The sequence below is a fragment of the Kribbella sp. NPDC020701 genome (assembly GCF_055562215.1).
In genome coordinates, this window is the sequence record NZ_JBVHFT010000020.1 from 37,978 (window position 1) to 53,971 (window position 15,994).

At 70.0% G+C, this 15,994-nt stretch carries 14 protein-coding genes; 11 read left to right on the top strand and 3 right to left on the bottom strand.

Annotated elements, in window-relative coordinates; genetic code table 11:
* Positions 1-13 precede the first annotated feature (13 nt).
* Together ACZ3HV_RS36725 and ACZ3HV_RS36730 are read left to right on the top strand one after the other, a co-directional pair.
* Positions 14-1,177, top strand: a complete 1,164-nt coding sequence (locus ACZ3HV_RS36725) for an MSMEG_0568 family radical SAM protein (RefSeq protein WP_465691384.1) — start codon at positions 14-16, stop codon at positions 1,175-1,177.
* Positions 1,174-1,698: an MSMEG_0567/Sll0786 family nitrogen starvation N-acetyltransferase gene (locus ACZ3HV_RS36730; protein WP_360368227.1), complete on the top strand. Its 525-nt coding sequence runs from the start codon at positions 1,174-1,176 to the stop codon at positions 1,696-1,698. The genes ACZ3HV_RS36725 and ACZ3HV_RS36730 overlap by 4 nt, the downstream gene beginning before the upstream one ends.
* 1 nt (position 1,699) lies before the next feature.
* Here ACZ3HV_RS36730 and ACZ3HV_RS36735 read toward each other — a convergent pair whose 3' ends face one another.
* Positions 1,700-2,680 carry an AIR synthase related protein gene (locus ACZ3HV_RS36735; protein ID WP_465691386.1) on the bottom strand — a complete coding sequence of 327 codons (981 nt, stop codon included), beginning with the start codon at positions 2,678-2,680 and terminating at the stop codon, positions 1,700-1,702.
* Positions 2,681-2,757: 77 nt separating this feature from the next.
* Here ACZ3HV_RS36735 and ACZ3HV_RS36740 point away from each other — a divergent pair, with 77 nt between their 5' ends.
* Both ACZ3HV_RS36740 and ACZ3HV_RS36745 read left to right on the top strand, forming a co-directional pair.
* Positions 2,758-4,176 carry a YlbE family protein gene (locus tag ACZ3HV_RS36740; protein WP_465691388.1) on the top strand — a complete coding sequence of 473 codons (1,419 nt, stop codon included), beginning with the start codon at positions 2,758-2,760 and terminating at the stop codon, positions 4,174-4,176.
* 12 nt (positions 4,177-4,188) lie between these two features.
* On the top strand, positions 4,189-4,995 hold the full coding sequence (locus ACZ3HV_RS36745; RefSeq protein ID WP_465691389.1) for an oxamate carbamoyltransferase subunit AllH family protein: 807 nt from the start codon (positions 4,189-4,191) through the stop codon (positions 4,993-4,995).
* Here ACZ3HV_RS36745 and ACZ3HV_RS36750 read toward each other — a convergent pair.
* Entirely contained in the window at positions 4,946-8,125 is a 3,180-nt protein-coding gene (locus tag ACZ3HV_RS36750) for an ATP-binding protein (RefSeq protein WP_465691391.1), read from the bottom strand. The genes ACZ3HV_RS36745 and ACZ3HV_RS36750 overlap by 50 nt on opposite strands.
* A gap of 108 nt (positions 8,126-8,233) precedes the next feature.
* On the opposite strand from ACZ3HV_RS36750, the gene ACZ3HV_RS36755 reads away from it, so the two are divergent.
* Genes ACZ3HV_RS36755 through ACZ3HV_RS36785 form a run of 7 tightly spaced genes read left to right on the top strand, consistent with a single transcriptional unit; the run spans position 8,234 to position 15,220 of the window.
* Positions 8,234-9,028, top strand: a complete 795-nt coding sequence (locus ACZ3HV_RS36755) for a phosphosulfolactate synthase (RefSeq protein WP_465691392.1) — start codon at positions 8,234-8,236, stop codon at positions 9,026-9,028.
* Positions 9,018-9,947 carry an XcbA family protein gene (locus ACZ3HV_RS36760; RefSeq protein WP_465691394.1) on the top strand — a complete coding sequence of 310 codons (930 nt, stop codon included), beginning with the start codon at positions 9,018-9,020 and terminating at the stop codon, positions 9,945-9,947. The genes ACZ3HV_RS36755 and ACZ3HV_RS36760 overlap by 11 nt, the downstream gene beginning before the upstream one ends.
* Positions 9,932-11,284: a class-II fumarase/aspartase family protein gene (locus ACZ3HV_RS36765; RefSeq protein WP_465691396.1), complete on the top strand. Its 1,353-nt coding sequence runs from the start codon at positions 9,932-9,934 to the stop codon at positions 11,282-11,284. Before ACZ3HV_RS36760 ends, ACZ3HV_RS36765 begins: the two co-directional genes overlap by 16 nt.
* Complete coding sequence (locus ACZ3HV_RS36770; RefSeq protein ID WP_465691397.1) at positions 11,272-12,225, top strand: 1-aminocyclopropane-1-carboxylate deaminase/D-cysteine desulfhydrase; 954 nt, start codon at positions 11,272-11,274, stop codon at positions 12,223-12,225. The genes ACZ3HV_RS36765 and ACZ3HV_RS36770 overlap by 13 nt, the downstream gene beginning before the upstream one ends.
* The gene (locus ACZ3HV_RS36775; protein WP_465691399.1) at positions 12,222-13,748 is read left to right on the top strand and encodes a lyase family protein; all 1,527 of its coding nucleotides are present in this window, start codon (positions 12,222-12,224) and stop codon (positions 13,746-13,748) included. Before ACZ3HV_RS36770 ends, ACZ3HV_RS36775 begins: the two co-directional genes overlap by 4 nt.
* Positions 13,749-13,803: 55 nt before the next feature.
* Entirely contained in the window at positions 13,804-14,130 is a 327-nt protein-coding gene (locus ACZ3HV_RS36780; protein ID WP_360368256.1) for a hypothetical protein, read from the top strand.
* Between the two features lie 19 nt (positions 14,131-14,149).
* Positions 14,150-15,220, top strand: coding sequence for a type I glyceraldehyde-3-phosphate dehydrogenase (locus ACZ3HV_RS36785; protein WP_465691400.1), 1,071 nt, complete (start codon positions 14,150-14,152; stop codon positions 15,218-15,220).
* Here ACZ3HV_RS36785 and ACZ3HV_RS36790 read toward each other — a convergent pair whose 3' ends face one another.
* Complete coding sequence (locus ACZ3HV_RS36790) at positions 15,221-15,871, bottom strand: helix-turn-helix domain-containing protein (protein ID WP_465691401.1); 651 nt, start codon at positions 15,869-15,871, stop codon at positions 15,221-15,223.
* Positions 15,872-15,994 lie beyond the last annotated feature (123 nt).

Genomic DNA, 15,994 nt, shown 5'->3' on the forward strand with positions numbered 1-15,994 from the left:
ATAAGGTGGCGCAATGACCCAGACCGCACAGACCCGCACCCCCATCGCCACGGTCGACGACGGTAGTCGGCTGAGTGACCTGATTCTCGAGCTCCAGGAGAAGGGCCTCGCGGTCAAGGGTCCGCTGGAGCGCCGGCCGGGCGGTGCCGGTCCGTCGGACGCGGGCATGATCTGGGTCGAGGGGACACCCGTCACCGTTCCGGTCGACGCCGCGTACGTCGCGAGTACGCCGTACTCCCTGGAGTCGGAGGACTCCGGCCACGGGATCTACCGGGACGGTGTGCGCCTGGCGTCCGCGACGCCGGCCGGGCGGCCGCGCTTCTACGACCTGGAGACCGCTGACGGTACGCCGTACTGGAAGCTGGCCCTGATGCACCTGGACTCGCTGGCGAGCACCGTGCTGCAGACCTGTGCGTACTGGGGCAACGACGATCAGTGCAAGTTCTGTGGCATCGGTGTCTCCCTCGCGTCGGGCAACACGGTCAAGGTGAAGCGGCCCGAGCAGCTCGCCGAGGTGGCGGTCGCCGCGCGCGACCTCGATGGAGCCGTGGATATCACCCTCACCACCGGTTCGACCTGGGGGAAGGACCGCGGCGCGTACTACGTGAGCAAGTGCGGTCATGCGATGAAGGAGGCCTCCGGGCTGCCGGTGGAGGTCCAGTTCGAGCCGCCCACCGACCTGGCCGTCATCGACAAGGTGCACAGCCTGGGCATCGACTCCCTCGGCATCCACGTCGAGTCGTTCGATCCCCAGGTGCTCGCCCACGTCGCGCCGCCGAAGGCCCGGACCGGGATCGAGCGCTACTTCGAGACCTGGGAGTACGCCGTCGAGCGGTTCGGCGAGGGGCAGGTGTCGACGTACGTTATCCTCGGCATGGGTGAGGATCCACAGCTCACTATCGAAGGCTGCAAGCGGGCGATCGACATCGGTGTCTACCCGTTCATCGTTCCGCTCCGCCCGGTGCCCGGGAGCCTGATGGCCGATTCCGTCCCGCCGAGCCGGGCGTACACCGAGAGCATTGCGCGGCAGGTGGCGCCTGAGCTGGTGAAGCGGGGACTGACCGCCGACAAGGTGTTGGCGGGCTGCGCACGTTGTCAGGCCTGTTCGGCGCTGGGCTCGCTGGAACGGACCATTCAGCTGGGTATGCCCAGCCTCCCGGTGCGAAGTGCATCATGACCGAGATCGGTGTTTGGCAAGCGCTCGAACGTGATCTCGCCAAGCACTACGCGATCCGGCAGCGGGTCTTCGTGCTCGAGCAGCGGATCATGGAGTTCACCGATCTCGATCCGCACGACCGGGATGCGAACACGATCCATGTGCTGGCCGCGCAGGGGTCTTGCGCGGCAGGCACGGTCCGGCTGTATCCGTTGGACGGCGAGCTGTGGCAGGGCGATCGTCTCGCAGTCCTGCCCTCGCATCGATCGTCGATGGTCGGAGCTGAGCTCGTCCGCTTCGCGGTCGCGACGGCCGGCTCGCTGGGTGGCGCGCAGATGCTGGCGCAGATCCAGTTGCCCAACGTGCGGTTCTTCGAGCGTCTCGGCTGGACGCGTGCGGGCGCAGTAGCGCCGTACTGCGGCCTGGATCATCAGCCGATGGTGTTCGACCTGACCCAGGCGCCGGCCAAGACCTGGCCCGGCCGACCGGCCGAGCTCCTGCTCGAACCGCTCGTGGAAGTGCAGGACCTGCGGGCCGGCTGACTCAGCTCCAGAGCCCGGTGATCGTCTCCGTCGCCAGATCCATCAGGACCGCTTCGTCGGCGCCGTGACCGATGACCAGCCTGCTGTCTGACGTCACCTGACCGACTTCCGCGCAGGTCAGACCGTGCCGCTCGAACACCGCCGCACAATCCGCCGTGCGATCGGCCGGGGTGGTCAACCAGAACGCGTACGTCGGAAACGCCACCAGCCACCGCAGTGGGTCCGTGTCCACCGGGGTCGGCATCAGACCGAGGTCGATCCGCGCACCATGGCGGGTGAACTCCAGCAGCATGGCCAGCGAACCGAGCGCGCCGGCCATCGACACGTCCTTCGCGGCGAAGGCCAACCCGTCGTCGGCGACCTCGGCGAGCAGCCGGACATCGCGAGCCAAGGTCGCGGACTGCTCCGAGATCGACGTGAAGAACGGGAAGTCCGGGCGCATCGTGCCATTCAGGCAAGCCACGAACATGACCGCCTGACCGGGCCGGACGTGCGCCATCGACAACGGCGTACGTACCTGTCCGAGCGCGAACGCCGACAGTGAGGTGTCCGCGTCGGCCCGGGTCAGGTGGCCGCCGACGATCGGCACGTCGTACATTTTCGCGGCGTCGGCCATCCCGCGGAGCACCTCGGTCAGGTCGGCGTCGCGGCCGACCACGGTGTTCACGATCGCGCGCGGGACACCGCCCATCGCGGCGACATCGTTGACGTTGGCAAGCACACTGGCGATGCCCGCGCCGTACGGATCGTTCTGCACGAACGAAGGCGCGATCGCCTCGCCACACACCACGGCCCGCGCACCGTCCAGCTCCACGACGGCGCCGTCGTCACCGGGGCCGTGCAGGGGATCGCCGGCGTCGACGAAGCCGGCCACCTGGGCGATCGCGCCCTTCCCGGACACCCCCGCGTGCCGGCGGACGACCGCCACCACCTCGTCCATGGAGAGGGCCGACTGGATGCTGGTGCGGGATGGACCGGTCATGGTTCGTATCGTATAGTAGATGCTCATATCGGTCGAGAGATATCCGCTCCGGCTGTCCCCCGCGAAAGGTCCCCGTGATGAGTGAAGCTCCCGTCGTCGACCTGCCGGCCGCCGTTGACGTGGTCAACATCGGGCTCCCCCTGTTCGAAAGCGCGTTGCGCGACCAGGGCCGGCCGGTCATCGGTGTGGACTGGCGGATCCCGGGCGGCGGTGACGCTCGGACCGTGGCTGCGCTGGCCCGCGTCCTCGGACCGCAGGCCGCAAGGATCGAGCAGGCCAACGCGGAGGTGATCCGCCGGCTCAACGAGGGCGTGCCTCTGCTGGTCGGCATCGACCGCGCGGGTGCCGTCATCGGGGGCATGGGCGAACGCGACATCCTGCACTGCGGCCCGTCGATCGCCTGGGCAGACATGCCGGACCCACTCCAGCGCTCGGTGCGGGCGGCCGTGGTCGCGGAGGACTGGGCTCCGGACGTCGCCGCAGCGGGCCGGTTGGTCGAATCGGGCGAGGTGCGCCTCAAGCCGGCCAACGAGCACCGGACCGTCGTTCCGATGGCGACGTCGATCGGCCCGTCGGCACCGGTGTACGTCGTCCAGAACGAGCTCGGCGGGACCACGGCGTACTCGAGCATCAACCAGGGATCCGGCGCGGTGCAGTGGTTCGGCGTCGACAGTGACGACGCGATCGCCCGGATCCGCTTCGTCCGGGACAAGCTGGGACCGGTGCTGGCCGAAGCCCTGGCGAGCCACGGACCCTTCGACGTGTTCGCCCTGGCCGCGCAAGGCGTTCCGATGGGCGACGACGTGCACATGCGGGTCCAGGCGACGACGAACCTCTTCCTGCGCGACCTGCTGCCCTACCTCGTCCGCGCCACGCACCCGGCCGCGGCCGAGGTAGCGACCTTCCTGAGCGGCAACCACCTGATGTTCCTCAACGTGGCCATGGCCGCGGCGAAGTCGCTGGTGGAGTGGGCCGGCGAGGTGCGCGAGTCGAGCATCGTCACCACGATGGCACGCAACGGTACGACGTACGGCGTCCGGCTGGCCGGAGGCGGCGGCGACTGGTTCCTCGCGCCCTCGCCGCCGATCCAGGATGCCTTGTACTACCCGGGTTTCGGGCCGGAGACCAGCGCTCCGGACATCGGTGACAGCGCGGTGCTCGAGCTCGTCGGACTGGGCGGTCCGGCGGCTGCCAACTCGCCCGCGGTGGCCGGCTTCCTCGGTGGCCGGATGTCCGATGCGATCGCTGCCACCCGCAGCATGCAGCGGATCTGCGCGGGGGAGAGCCCGCGGTTCCGGCTGCCGATCCTGGACAACGTGGGTACGCCGGTCGGCGTCGACGTCCGCAAGGTGGTGGAGCTCGGCGTCACACCCGCGGTGAACACCGGCATCATCCACGCGACCGCCGGCACCGGCCAGGTCGGTGCGGGTGTGGCCTGGGCTCCGATCGAGTGCTTCACCGAAGCCTTGCTCGATCTCGACCGGCGTCTCGCCTGACCGCGTGACAGCGTGACAGCGCACCTCGCGCCGATCGTCGCCGGGCAGGGCGTCGCGGCTGCTCATCCCGACGGTGCCTACGGGACCGTCGTCGGGACGTTCCGGCACGGCTGCTACGTGCAGGTCCACGGCGACATGTACGCCGTGGCCGGGCCGGCCGTAGCGCCCGGCCCGATCCACCTGATCGTCGAGCCGGCTCCGTCGCATGTGCCGGAAGGGCTCGCGGTTTGGCGCGATGGTGGCCGATTGCGCTCGACCGAATGGCAGATCGACCTGGCCGGCGCATCGGCCTTCGCGCCACCGATGCCCGGCCTCGCGGAGTTGCGGCACGCGATTCCGGCGCTGCAGGCGATGCGAGATCGGTTGGCCGTCCCCGACGACCTGCGCAACTCGTGGGAACCGGTCGTGCGAGCCGTGGCCACCGACGATCTCACGACCGCAAGGGAACTGCTCGAAGGCAGGGGCGGCGGTCTGACACCGACCGGCGACGACGTGCTCGCGGGTGTCCTGCTGGTCCACGCCTGGCGTGGTTCCGATCCGGACCAGCTGTTGCGCGTCGCGCGGACGGCGGCGACGACGAATCTGAGTCGCTCGTTCCTGGCCTGGGCGGCTCGTGGTCAGAGCCTCGCGCCCGTGCACGACCTGGTGGCTCGCGCGGCGGCGCACGATCAACCTGGCTTCGATCAGGCTGTTGCGACCGTGTCGTCGATCGGTGGGTCGTCGGGCGTCGCGCTGCTCTGGGGCATCGGGCTCACCGCCACCGGCTCGGTCACGACTGCGCGCGCGGCAGCCGGCCAGCCTGCGCGAAGCACGCCCTGAGCTGGCGGGGGAGCGTTGCCTCCAGGCGACGCAGTGCCTCACGTGCCTCGTCCGGTGCGCCGACCTCGCCGAGCAACAGCAGGGAGCCGGTCTCCCGGGCAAGCGCTGCTGCCTCCTCGCCACGTCCCAGCAAGTGGAAAGCCAGTGCCTGGTACTTGAGAGAGCTGGCGGCCTTCGCCGCCTCCAGCAGCGCCTCCGGATCGTCGAGACCGATCCGGCAGCGCACCTCGCGGACGCGGAGGTCCGCGCGCCATCGGAACGGCAGCCAGTGCTCGATCAGCCGACTGGCCATCTCCAGCCGCTCGGCGGCGCGATCGAGCTGACCATCCAGACGCTCGCTGTCCGCGAGGGAACACAAGGCATGCAGTTCCTGCTCGATCTGCAGGCTGCCCGCCTCCACCTCACGGGACTGGCTGAGCGCCAGCTCGGACAGGTCATGGGCCCGATTGCGCTCACCGAGCTCACGCCACACCCAGGCCAGCGTCGTGTTCGTCCGGGCACGGTAGAACGAGACGTCGTACCGCTCGAGGATCGCGGCCTTGGTCTGCAGCACCGTCAGGGCGCCGGACAGATCACCGGCATTCCCGCGCGCCAGCCCGGCGAAGAACAGTGCCCGGAGCAACGGATGGAACGCGCCGATGCTGTTCGAGATCGAGACCGCGTCGTCGAGCACCTCGATGGCCTCGCCGTACCGGTCGGCGTGCGCGAGCAGGGCACCGAGGCAACTCGACACCGATGCCTTCACGGCATCGACCTCGTCCCCGTTCTCGTCGAGGGCACGCTCGTACGCGCGATACGCGGCGTCGAAGTCACCGGCCCAGTGCTTGGTCCGGCCGAGGAGGTTCCAGGCGCTCGGCCGCGCGCCGGGCATCCGGGAGGCTTCGTCCGCGCGTGCCACGGCTTCCTCGACATCGCGCCGGTAGTACGCCGTCCAGCCGAGCCGCTCGACTGCGGTAGCCCGGAGTGAGCGATCGCCTCGGGCCAGCGCCAGCGCCTCGGCTTCCTGATGGTCCTCAGTCGCCGCGTCGTACTCGCCAAGCTCTTCGTACGACGCGCCGCGGCCGATCAACGCAAGTCCCTCGAGCTCTGGGTCATCCGCGATGCGCGCAGTGTCCAGTGCCGAGCTGAATAGGCGGACGGCGTCGGCGTTCGCGAAGGATCGGCGCGCCAAGGTGGCCGCCTCGTACCAGGACCTCGCCGCGGCGACGGTCAGTCCGGCGCGTTGCTGATGATGGGCCCGCAGCTCAGGCCGTGCCGAGAAGATCTCCGCGAGCTGACGGTGCCGCAGCACCCGGACCGGTCCGGGCAGGTTGTCGTACAGCGCCTGGCCCAGGATCGGCGGCGAGGACACGAACAACTCGTTGCGAGAGGCAAGCAGTCCGGCCGCCATCGCCTTCTGCAGCGTGGGCATCAGGTCGACGGCCGGGCGGCCGACGAGCTGTTCGAGGGTCTCGACGTCGAAGGCGGTGCCGATCACCGAGGCGGACTGCAGGAGTTCGTCGACGTCGCGGCCGCTGCGCCGCACCCGGTCGAGAACCATCGAGCGCAGGGTGCCGGGGATGTCCGACTCGTCCTCGCCGCGGCCGAGGGCGGCGAGCACCTCGACGACGAACATCGGCTGGCCCTGCGTCAGCTCCCAGACGAAGGCGGCCTTCGGCGCGTTGCCCGCCTGCTTGGCCAGCAGGGCCACGTCGGCCTCGGTCAGCGGGCCGAGCTCGACCAGCAGACCGTTGTCCGCCAGGGCCCGCAGCTCGGAGTCCAGCCGGTCGGACGGAACGGTCGCCACGACCAGGAGCGGCACCTCGTCGATGGTGTGCAGGAGCCATTGCAGCGCTTCCACCGTGGCCGCGCCGGCGAGGTGCAGGTCGTCGAAGAACAGCAGCAGCGGCTGGTCTTCGGCCGTTGTCGCGAGCACGTGGCGCAGCGTGTTGAGGATCCGCCGATGCTCGATCTCCGGACTCGCCCGCTGGTACTCCGTCACTCCCACGACGTCACGCAGATCCGGCACCAGCTCCACCGCTGTGTCGGTCCACGAACCGACCAGGGCCGGCAGGACGTCGGGAGGGGTTGAGAGCAGAATCCGGCTGAGCACCGTGACGAGCGGCTGGAGCGGCGACGATCGCTCGCCTTCGAAGCAGTCGACCCGGATCGCGCGGGCGCCGCTGCGATCCGCGTAGTCGTCCAGCTCCTGGGCCAGCGAGGAGCATCCCGAGCCGGGACTGCCGGTGACCAGGATCGCCCCGGCCTGACCGGCGGCCGCGGCATGCCAGCGGTCGACCATCTCGGCGTACTCGTCCTGCCGGCCGATCAGCGTCGAGGAGCCGGCAACAGCGCCCGGGCGCGGGGCGCGCACCGGTCCAGGGTCGGCGCCACTCACGATCGCGCTGAACAGGGCATCGGTCTCCGGGCTGGGCTCGACCTCCAGTTCCTTGCGCAGTTCGAGGCGGAGTTCGTCGTACGTACGCAGTGCCGAAGCGCGATCGCCGAGCTGCCACTGGGCGTTCATCAGCGCGCGACCGGCCTGCTCGTCGTGGTGGGAGTGGGACAGCACCGACTCGGCCTGGTTCGCGATCTCGCTCCACATGCCGAGCTGGGCCTGGGCCTCCCAGCTGGCACGGTTCAGTCGCCGGGTCAGTGCATCGACGTGCCGCTGCTGGTCCTCGGCCCAGCTTCGTTGGGCGACCGCCGGCGGAAGCTCGGGGTGACCGCGGGTGAGCAGTCCGAAGGCACGTCGCGCCGCGGTGACCGTTACGGCCGGGCTCAGCGCAGCGCGCGCGTGGGCCGACTTGGTCAGCTCCTCCAGCAGGGCCAGGTCACTGGTCCAGGCCCGGCCGCAGTTGAAGCGGTAGCCGGTGGAGGAGTGTCCGGTGATGACGTCCGGTCCGATCGCGCGGCGCACTCTGCTGACCAGCGAGGCGATCACCCGGTCGGCGGTGAGCGGAGCGTCGTCGTCCCAGAGGGCGTCCACCAGGGCGTCGATGTCCACCACTGCACCGCCCGCGGCCACGAGCCGGCGCAGCAGAATCCCGGCCCGGCCCGCGGGCACGGGGCCGATCGTGCGCCCGTCGGCGTCGGTGACCTCCAACGGGCCGAGCACGAAGACGGTCGAGGGCGCCGTCGAGCTGGACATCGGTGACGCTCCTCTCACAGGTCCGCCGGCATTTCCTATGATATAAATACATCACTGATAGTGGAGGATGTGATCCTCCCGGGCGAGTCGGTCGGAGAGGCGGGCGTCATGGCTGGTGCGGGTCCGAGCTTCCTGGTCCTGCCCGAGCGACCGCCCAAGCCTCGGTCGGCCGGGCTCACCCACGTGTTGGACAAAGGGTATTCCCTGGACCGCGTCGAGTCCTTGCTCAAGGTGTATTCCGGCTGGATCGACGTCTGGAAGTTCGGCTGGGGTACGGCGTACGTTGAGCCCGCGCTCGCCGAGAAGGTCCGGGCGCTGCGCGACCACGACGTCAAGCCGTGCACCGGCGGCACCCTGCTGGAGATCGCCTGGCTGCAGGACCGGGTGGACGAGTTCTTCGACTTCGCCACCTGGGCCGGTTTCGAGTCCGTCGAGGTGTCCCGCGGGAGCACCGACATGCTTCTGGCCGAGAAGCACCGGATCATCCGGCAGGCCCGGTCGCTCGGGTTCGAGGTCTTCGCCGAGGTCGGCAGCAAGAACCCCGGGGACATCGTGTCGGCGACCCAGTGGACGGCCGAGCTCGAGGCGGATCTGGACGCGGGCGCCGGCTGGCTGGTGGCGGAGGGTCGCGAGAGCGGCACCGTGGGTCTCTACGACATGGGTGGCCACCTCCGCGAGGACCTGCTCGACGCCCTCGCCTCGTCTGGGGCCGCCGGCCTGCTCATCTACGAGGCTCCGCAGCGCGCGCAGCAGGCGGACCTGATCCGGCGGCTCGGCCCCGAGGTGAACCTCGGCAACATCGCGCTCGACGACGTGATGGGCCTGGAGACGCTGCGCCGCGGACTCCGCTCCGACACGATCGGACTCGGCGTCGCGCTGGAGACCTCGACCCGTGCGCACTGAGGAACGGGCCGCGACCCGCCCGACGGACCCGGCTGCGCCGAACGTCATCCCTTCGCGCTACCGCCAGGTCGCCGTGGCCGCCGTTCCAAGCCTCGATCCCGACTGGCTGGTCGAGCATTTCACCGACCGCGAGGTGTACTTCCGGACCCGGTTCGTCGTGGCCCGGTACGACGGGCGCGTCGCTCTGGTCGAGGTCGATCGCAAGCCGTCGGACGACCTGTTCACGCTGACCGTCGCGGCCCGGGTGCTGGCCGGACCCGGCGACTGTGCGGTCGTGGTCGACGAGAGCGTGGACACCGGGGTCCCGTCCCAGCTGGCCGCCGCGGCGGAGGCTTTCCCTGGTGTGAAGTGTGTCGTGGTCGAAGGCTCGTACTCCCACGTGAGCTTCATCCTCAACCCCGCACCGATCCGGGTCAGGTTGATCGACGTGGTTCCGCCGGGGCCGGCCAAGTTGCTCGATCAGGTGCGCCGGGTGCTCGCCACGGCCGAGGATCTCCCGCCGGTGGTCGTCGTACCGGATCTCGTCGACAGTCGACAGCTCCTTGCCGAGGCGTACGACGTACCTCCGCGAGACGTGCTGATTCCCTGCCGCGGTTCGGGGATGGACTTCCCGGGCAGCACGGTGTCGTTCCTGGACGAGCGACCGCCCGTGCGGGACTGGACGCTGCTCGGCTGCGAACGCTCCAACCAGATCCATGAATGGTTCTACGGCAGCACACCCGAACGGGTCGACATCTGTCCCCGGCAGTGGCTGACCTCCGACGGACAGTCGACCCTGACCCGGTGCTGCCTGCTTCAGGAGGGCATCGAGAGCGAACGAACCGGAACGGTCGTGCCGTGGGGCGCCTCGCTGGCCGAGGTCCGCGCCGCGCTCGAGACGATCGTCGATCGGTCGGAGGTCGTATGGACGCACATCTGATTGACTCCGCGATCTTCGGGCACCAGTGGAGTACGGCGGAGAGTCGAGCGCTCTTCGCCGAGTCCGCCCGGGTCGCGCGGTGGCTCGACGTGATCATCGCCCTCGCTGAGGCCCAGGCGGACGTCGGCATCATCCCGGCCTCCTCGGCGGCCGCCATCGCCCGACTGCGCGGCGTCGAGCTGGATCTCGCCGCCGTCGCGGAAGGCACGCGGACCACGTCGCACTCGACGCTCGGCCTGATCCAGGTGCTGCAACAACTGCTGCCCGCGGAGGCGGCCGAGCATGTGTACTACGGCACGACCGTGCAGGACATCTCGGATACCGCGCAGGTGCTGGAGCTCGCCGAGGTCGGCGGACTCGTCTGGCGGGACCTGTGGGCGATCGAGGCCGACCTGCTGGCGCTCGCCGGGCGGCACCGCGAGACGCCGATGCTTGGGCGCACCCACGGTCAGCCGGGGGCACCGATCACCTTCGGGTTCAAGGCCGCGACGTGGGCCGACGAGATCGGTCGCAGTCTGGAACGCCTTCGCCAGGGACGCGATCGCTGGCTGGTGGGGGAGTTGGGCGGGGCGGTCGGCGTGCTCGGGTTCTTCGGTGCACAGGCGTTGCCGCTGCGGGCGGCGTACTGCGATCGGCTCGGTCTGGCTGAACCGGCCGTCTCCTGGCTGACCACTCGCGACCGGCTTGCGGAGTTCGCTCAGGTGATGGCGTCGGCGGTCAGTGCGATGGCCCGGATCGCGAACGAGGTCTACGTACTCGCGCGCGCCGAGCTGGCCGAGGTCCGTGAGCCGACGCCGTCGACCACTGTGGGCAGCATCTCGATGCCGCACAAGCGCAACCCGGAGGTGTCCGAGCAGGTCGTCACGCTGGCCCGCATGGTCCGCTCCTCGGCGGGTGTGCTCGGCGAGACGCTGATCGGCGAGCACGAGCGCGACGGACGGTCGTGGAAGACCGAGTGGGTCGTGTTGCCTGAGCTTGCGCACTACACGCTCGCCGCGGCCGGCATGACACGGTCCCTGGTCCGCGGGCTCGAGGTCGATCCCGCGCGGATGCTCGCAAACCTCGAGGCGACCGGGACCGCATCCTCGGAGCGGCTGCTGAGTGTGATGTCCGCGCGGCTCGGCAAGCACACCGCACAGGCCACCTTGCAGGACGCCTACCGTTCCGCGATCGGCTCCGGCCGTTCCCTCACCGCAGTGCTCGAAGGGCAGATCGAGCCCGCGGAGCTGGCCGAGCTCGACCGCTTCGACACCGGCGCCGCGGCCGGGATGGCGGACGAGGTGGTGGCACGCGCCGTCCGCCGCCGCGCGGGGGAGCGTGCGACGTGGCGCTCGTGAACCTTCCCCGGGTGCCGCTCGGGATCTTCCCGACCCCGGTGCAGCCGGTTGCCGACCTCGCGGGTACGCCGGGACTGCGCGACGTCCTGGTGAAACGCGACGATTTGACCGGGTTCTCCTGGGGTGGCAACAAAGTGCGCACGCTCGAGTACGTCCTCGGGGACGCGCTCGCGGTGCGGGCCGACACCATCGTGGTCGCGGGCGGTCCCACCTCCAACTTCGCCGCGCTGCTGGCTGTCGCCGCCACTGGGCAGGGAATCGCCGTCGTACAGGTCTGCTACGGCACCGAGCGTGGCGGCGCGGCGGCGCTCGCCTTGTCGAAGCGGGCCGGCGCCTGCGTCGAGTTCACGGGCTCCGCCGATCGCAGCAGCATGGACGAACGCGCCGCGGAGTTGGCGAGTGCGATGCGGGCCGAGGGGCGGCGGCCGTACGTCGTACCCCGTGGTGGCGCCACACCTGTCGGCGCGTGCGGGTTCGCGGTCGCCGGCGTGGAGCTGGTCTCGCAGGTCACCGAAGCCACCGTGGTGATCCCGGTCGGCTCCGGCGGCAGCATCGCCGGACTGCTCGCCGGCCTCGCGGCGACTGGTTCCGGCATCGATGTCGTGGGTGTGTCGGTGTCCCGGCCGGTCGCGGAGATCGAAACGCAGGTCGCGACGCGTGCGACGGAGTGCGCCCGGCTGCTCGGCATCACGGGAACGATGCCCCAGTGGCGGGTGGTCGACGGACGGGGACCCGGGTACGGCGGGGGCTGGCCGGAGGCGGACGTGTTGGCGGGCGCACTCCTGGAGCACAGCGGTTTCGTCGCGGACCCGGTCTACAACGCGAAGGCGCTGTTGTGGCTGAACGGTCATCGCGACGAGCTGCCTGGACCCGTCCTGTACTGGAGCACCGGTGGGGCACTCGCCGCCGCCGACGAACTGACCACGGAGGCAAAGCGATGACAGCGGTGAACCCAGGTTTGAACTCTGGACGCCGGGTCGAAGGCCCTTCCAAGGACGGCCCCGCGCAGCAACTCGTCGACGCCGGGTTCGCCTGGGAGATCGCCGACGCGCCGCTGCTGCACCACGGGCTGAACATGGCTGACATCGCGCACGTCCTCGACCTCCGCCACCGCCGCATCATCCCGGAGCACGCCGCCGCGGCGCTGCTCGGCGTACTGCTGGAGACGCATCGCACCAAGCCCGAGGACTTCCCGTACGACGCCGCGTACGGCGAGCCGTACAACTCACGCGAGCGGCATTTCGTCGCCACGATCGGTGACGACGCCGGCTGGCTGCACGCCGGCCGGCCCCGGCGGGAGGCGGCCCGGGTCGCGCTCCGGATCCTGCTGCGCGGACTGACCGCTCGGCTCGCGGCGGCCGCGTCGGAGTTCGCCGCCACCACCTGTCGTACGGCGGCTCGCTACCGCGAGGTCTACATGCCGGACCAGACGTATCTCCAGCAGGCGCAGCCCTCGACGTTCGGCCACTACCTGCTCGGGTTCGTGCCACCGGCGATCCGGGACTGCGAGCGTCTGCTGGACGCCCTGGCCCAGGTCAACACCAGCCCCGGCGGCGCGGGGTGTGTCAACGGCAGCCGGTTGCTGGACGACCGCCGGGTGATCGCGGACCTGCTCGGGTTCGGCGACGTCATCACACATACCCGCGACGCGATGTGGCAGACCGACACCTTCGTGGACGTCCTCAGTACGAGCGTCAGCCTGCTGTCCAACCAGTCCAAGCTCGCCGAGGACCTGGAGATCTGGTCCAGCCAGGAGTTCGACTACGTCGATCTCGCCGGACCGTACACGCGGGCGTCGGTGCTGATGCCGCAGAAGCGCAACCCGTACGCGTTGTCGATCGTCCGTGGCGGTGGCGGCGTGCTGATCGGGCGCCTGACGGGTTTCCTGGCCGTCGTGAAGAGCCCGTCGGCCCGCAGCGACAACCTGATCTTCGCGTACGGCGAGATCCCGAAAGCGGTCGAGTTCGCGACCCGCATCACCGCGCTGATGGAGGGCGTGGTGGACACGCTGAGCGTCAACGAGGAACGGATGTGGCAGCGGCTGGAGGAGGGGTACACGCAGGCCACGGACCTGGCCGAGTTCGTCATGCTGCGCTGCGGCCTGGACTACCGGGCGGCGTACCTCGTGGTCGGCGAGGTGGTTCGCGACGCCAGCCGGCGCGGGGTCCGGGGCGTCGACATCACCTCGGCGGACCTCGATCGCGCGGCCACGTCGGTGGTCGGGCGCGCCCTCGGGCTCGACGCCGAGGAGATCCGGACCGTCCTCGATCCGCGCGCCATCGTCGCCACCCGCAGCGCCCTCGGTGGCGCCGCCCCGGAGGCCGTCGACGCGATGACCGAGGAGTACCTCGCGAAGGCCGTGGATCTCGGCTACCGGGCGAACCACGAGCTGGAGAGGTACGCCGCGACCGAGGCGCGACTGCTCGCCGAGGCCGAGCAGGTCGCCGCCGGACGGGGTGCCTGAGCGGCGTTGCAACGCCGTGCAACACCTGTGCAACAGCGCCCGGCAGTATCCGTTCATGGACACGTTCAACGCTGAAGCTGACTGCTGTGGATGCCGCTTCGAGCAGAGCGCGCCGGCGCACCATCGTCGGCTCCTCGCCTTGGAGACGCAGCCCATGACCTCCCTCGTGGAGCTCATCGAGATGGCCGCCACCTGGGGCGAGCTCGAGTACGGCGAGACCGAACCGGTGATCCCCCCGAGCGAATGGATCGATTTCGCCGCGGAGCACGCGTGGGTCGATGCGAACCGCGTGTTCGATGCGCTCGTGGCATTGGCCTCCCTGGTGCCACGAGCGCAGTCCACCGCCGTCGAGAAACCCGTTCGCATGCTGGTGTCGGTGTGAGCGGCGCGAGGAGCCCCCGATGACCGAGGTACCCCGGATCGCGATCAACGGCCTCGGCCGGATCGGACGTGCGCTGCTGCGGGCGGTCATCGCCCGCGACTCGTTCGTCGACGTCGTCGCCGTCCATGACCTGACCCCGGCGGCGACGCTGGCCTACCTGCTCCAGCACGACACGGTGCATGGCCGCCTCGGGGTACCGGTGGCAGTCGGCGACGACGACGAGCTGATCGTGGGCGACCGGCGGATCAAGGTGCAGCGCGCGAACCATGCGGGGAACCTGCCCTGGTCGTCGCTGGGCGTCGATGTGGTCGCCGAGTGCAGCGGGCACTTCACCAGCAGAGACCGAGCCGGCGGGCATCTGCGGGCCGGCGCGAAACGGGTGATCATCTCCACCCCGACCGACTCCGCCGAGGCGACGATCTGCCTCGGGGTCAACGAGGCGAGCCTGGACCCGAACGCGCACCGGATCATCTCGAACGCTTCGTGCACGACCAACTGCGTCGCGCCGATCTTCGCGATCCTCGACGAGGCCTTCGGTGTCGAAGGTGGCTGGGTCGACACGGTCCACGCCTACACCAACGACCAGCAACTGCTCGACCTGCCGCACCACGACCTGCGCCGGTCCCGGGCCGCGGGTCAGAACATCATCCCGACCGGAACCGGTGCCGACACCGCGCTCGCCCGGGTCCTGCCGCAATTGAAGGACCGCGTGCACAGCGTCGCGGTACGCGTCCCCGTGCCGGACGGCTCGCTCAGCAACGTTGTCGGCATGCTCCGCGGCCGCGCCACGACCGAGGAGGTGCGGGATGCGTTCATCCAGGCCTCATTGTCCGAGCGCTGGTCCGGCATCGTCGGCGTGAGCGACATGCCGATGGTCTCGAGTGACGTGATCGGCGACCCGCGGTCCTGCGTGGTGTCGCTGCAGGACATCGAGTCGCACGGCAACGCCGTCCGCGTCTTCGGCTGGTACGACAACGAGTGGGGCTACGCGAACCGGTTGCTCGACCTGGTCGAGATGGTCACGCTGCGCACCAACGTCAGACGCCCCGCCACCGCCAGCGGCACGCCCAGATCCATCCTGGTGCGGTAGTCAGCCGCGGCGTTCCGGGAGGGACACCCAGATGACCTTCGTGACTCGCGCCGAGGGGTTACGCCACGAGTGCTTCTCCTCCGTGCGGAAGTGCAGGGAGTCGCCCGCGCCGAGACGGTAGGTCTGCTCGGCCACCGTCAGCTCCAGCTGCCCGGACTGGACGTGGACCAACGCCTCGCCGGCCGGGCGCCGGTCCTCGTCGGTCGACTCCGCGCCCGCGCCGATCTCGGTGACGCTGGCGGTCAGCTCGAACGGTCCCGACTCCGCGGAGATCGAGCCGGTAACAACGTCGCCGCCAGGTGACGTACGGACCCGCCGCTGGTTGCGCGGCGTGAAGCTCACCGGCGTGGCCGGGGCGTCGGTCTCGTCGATGAAGTGCGCGACCGGGACCTGGAAGGCCGCCGCGAGCTTGAGCAGCGTGGTGATGGTCGGGACCATCGTGCCCTGCTCTACCTTGTGGATCGCCGCCGGTGAGACGTCGGACCGCTCGGCCAGCTGCTGCAGCGAGAGCCCGAGGCGGCCGCGCAGGACGCGCAGCCGCGGGCCGATGCCGGAGACGACCGCGGAGACGTCGGACTCCGACAGTGTTCGGCCGTGCGGCGCCGGCGCGTCGTCGCGGATCCGTGCGGATCGTGGGGATGCAGGTGTCACCCGGGGCTCCTTCGTTCGCCGCCGAGTCGCATCGGCGTTTAGTAGACGCAGTATATCCAATGGTTGACGGATGCTCGTGTCGCCCATAGTGTACGAGTTTATCGGATAAGAGATTTCCCGTCA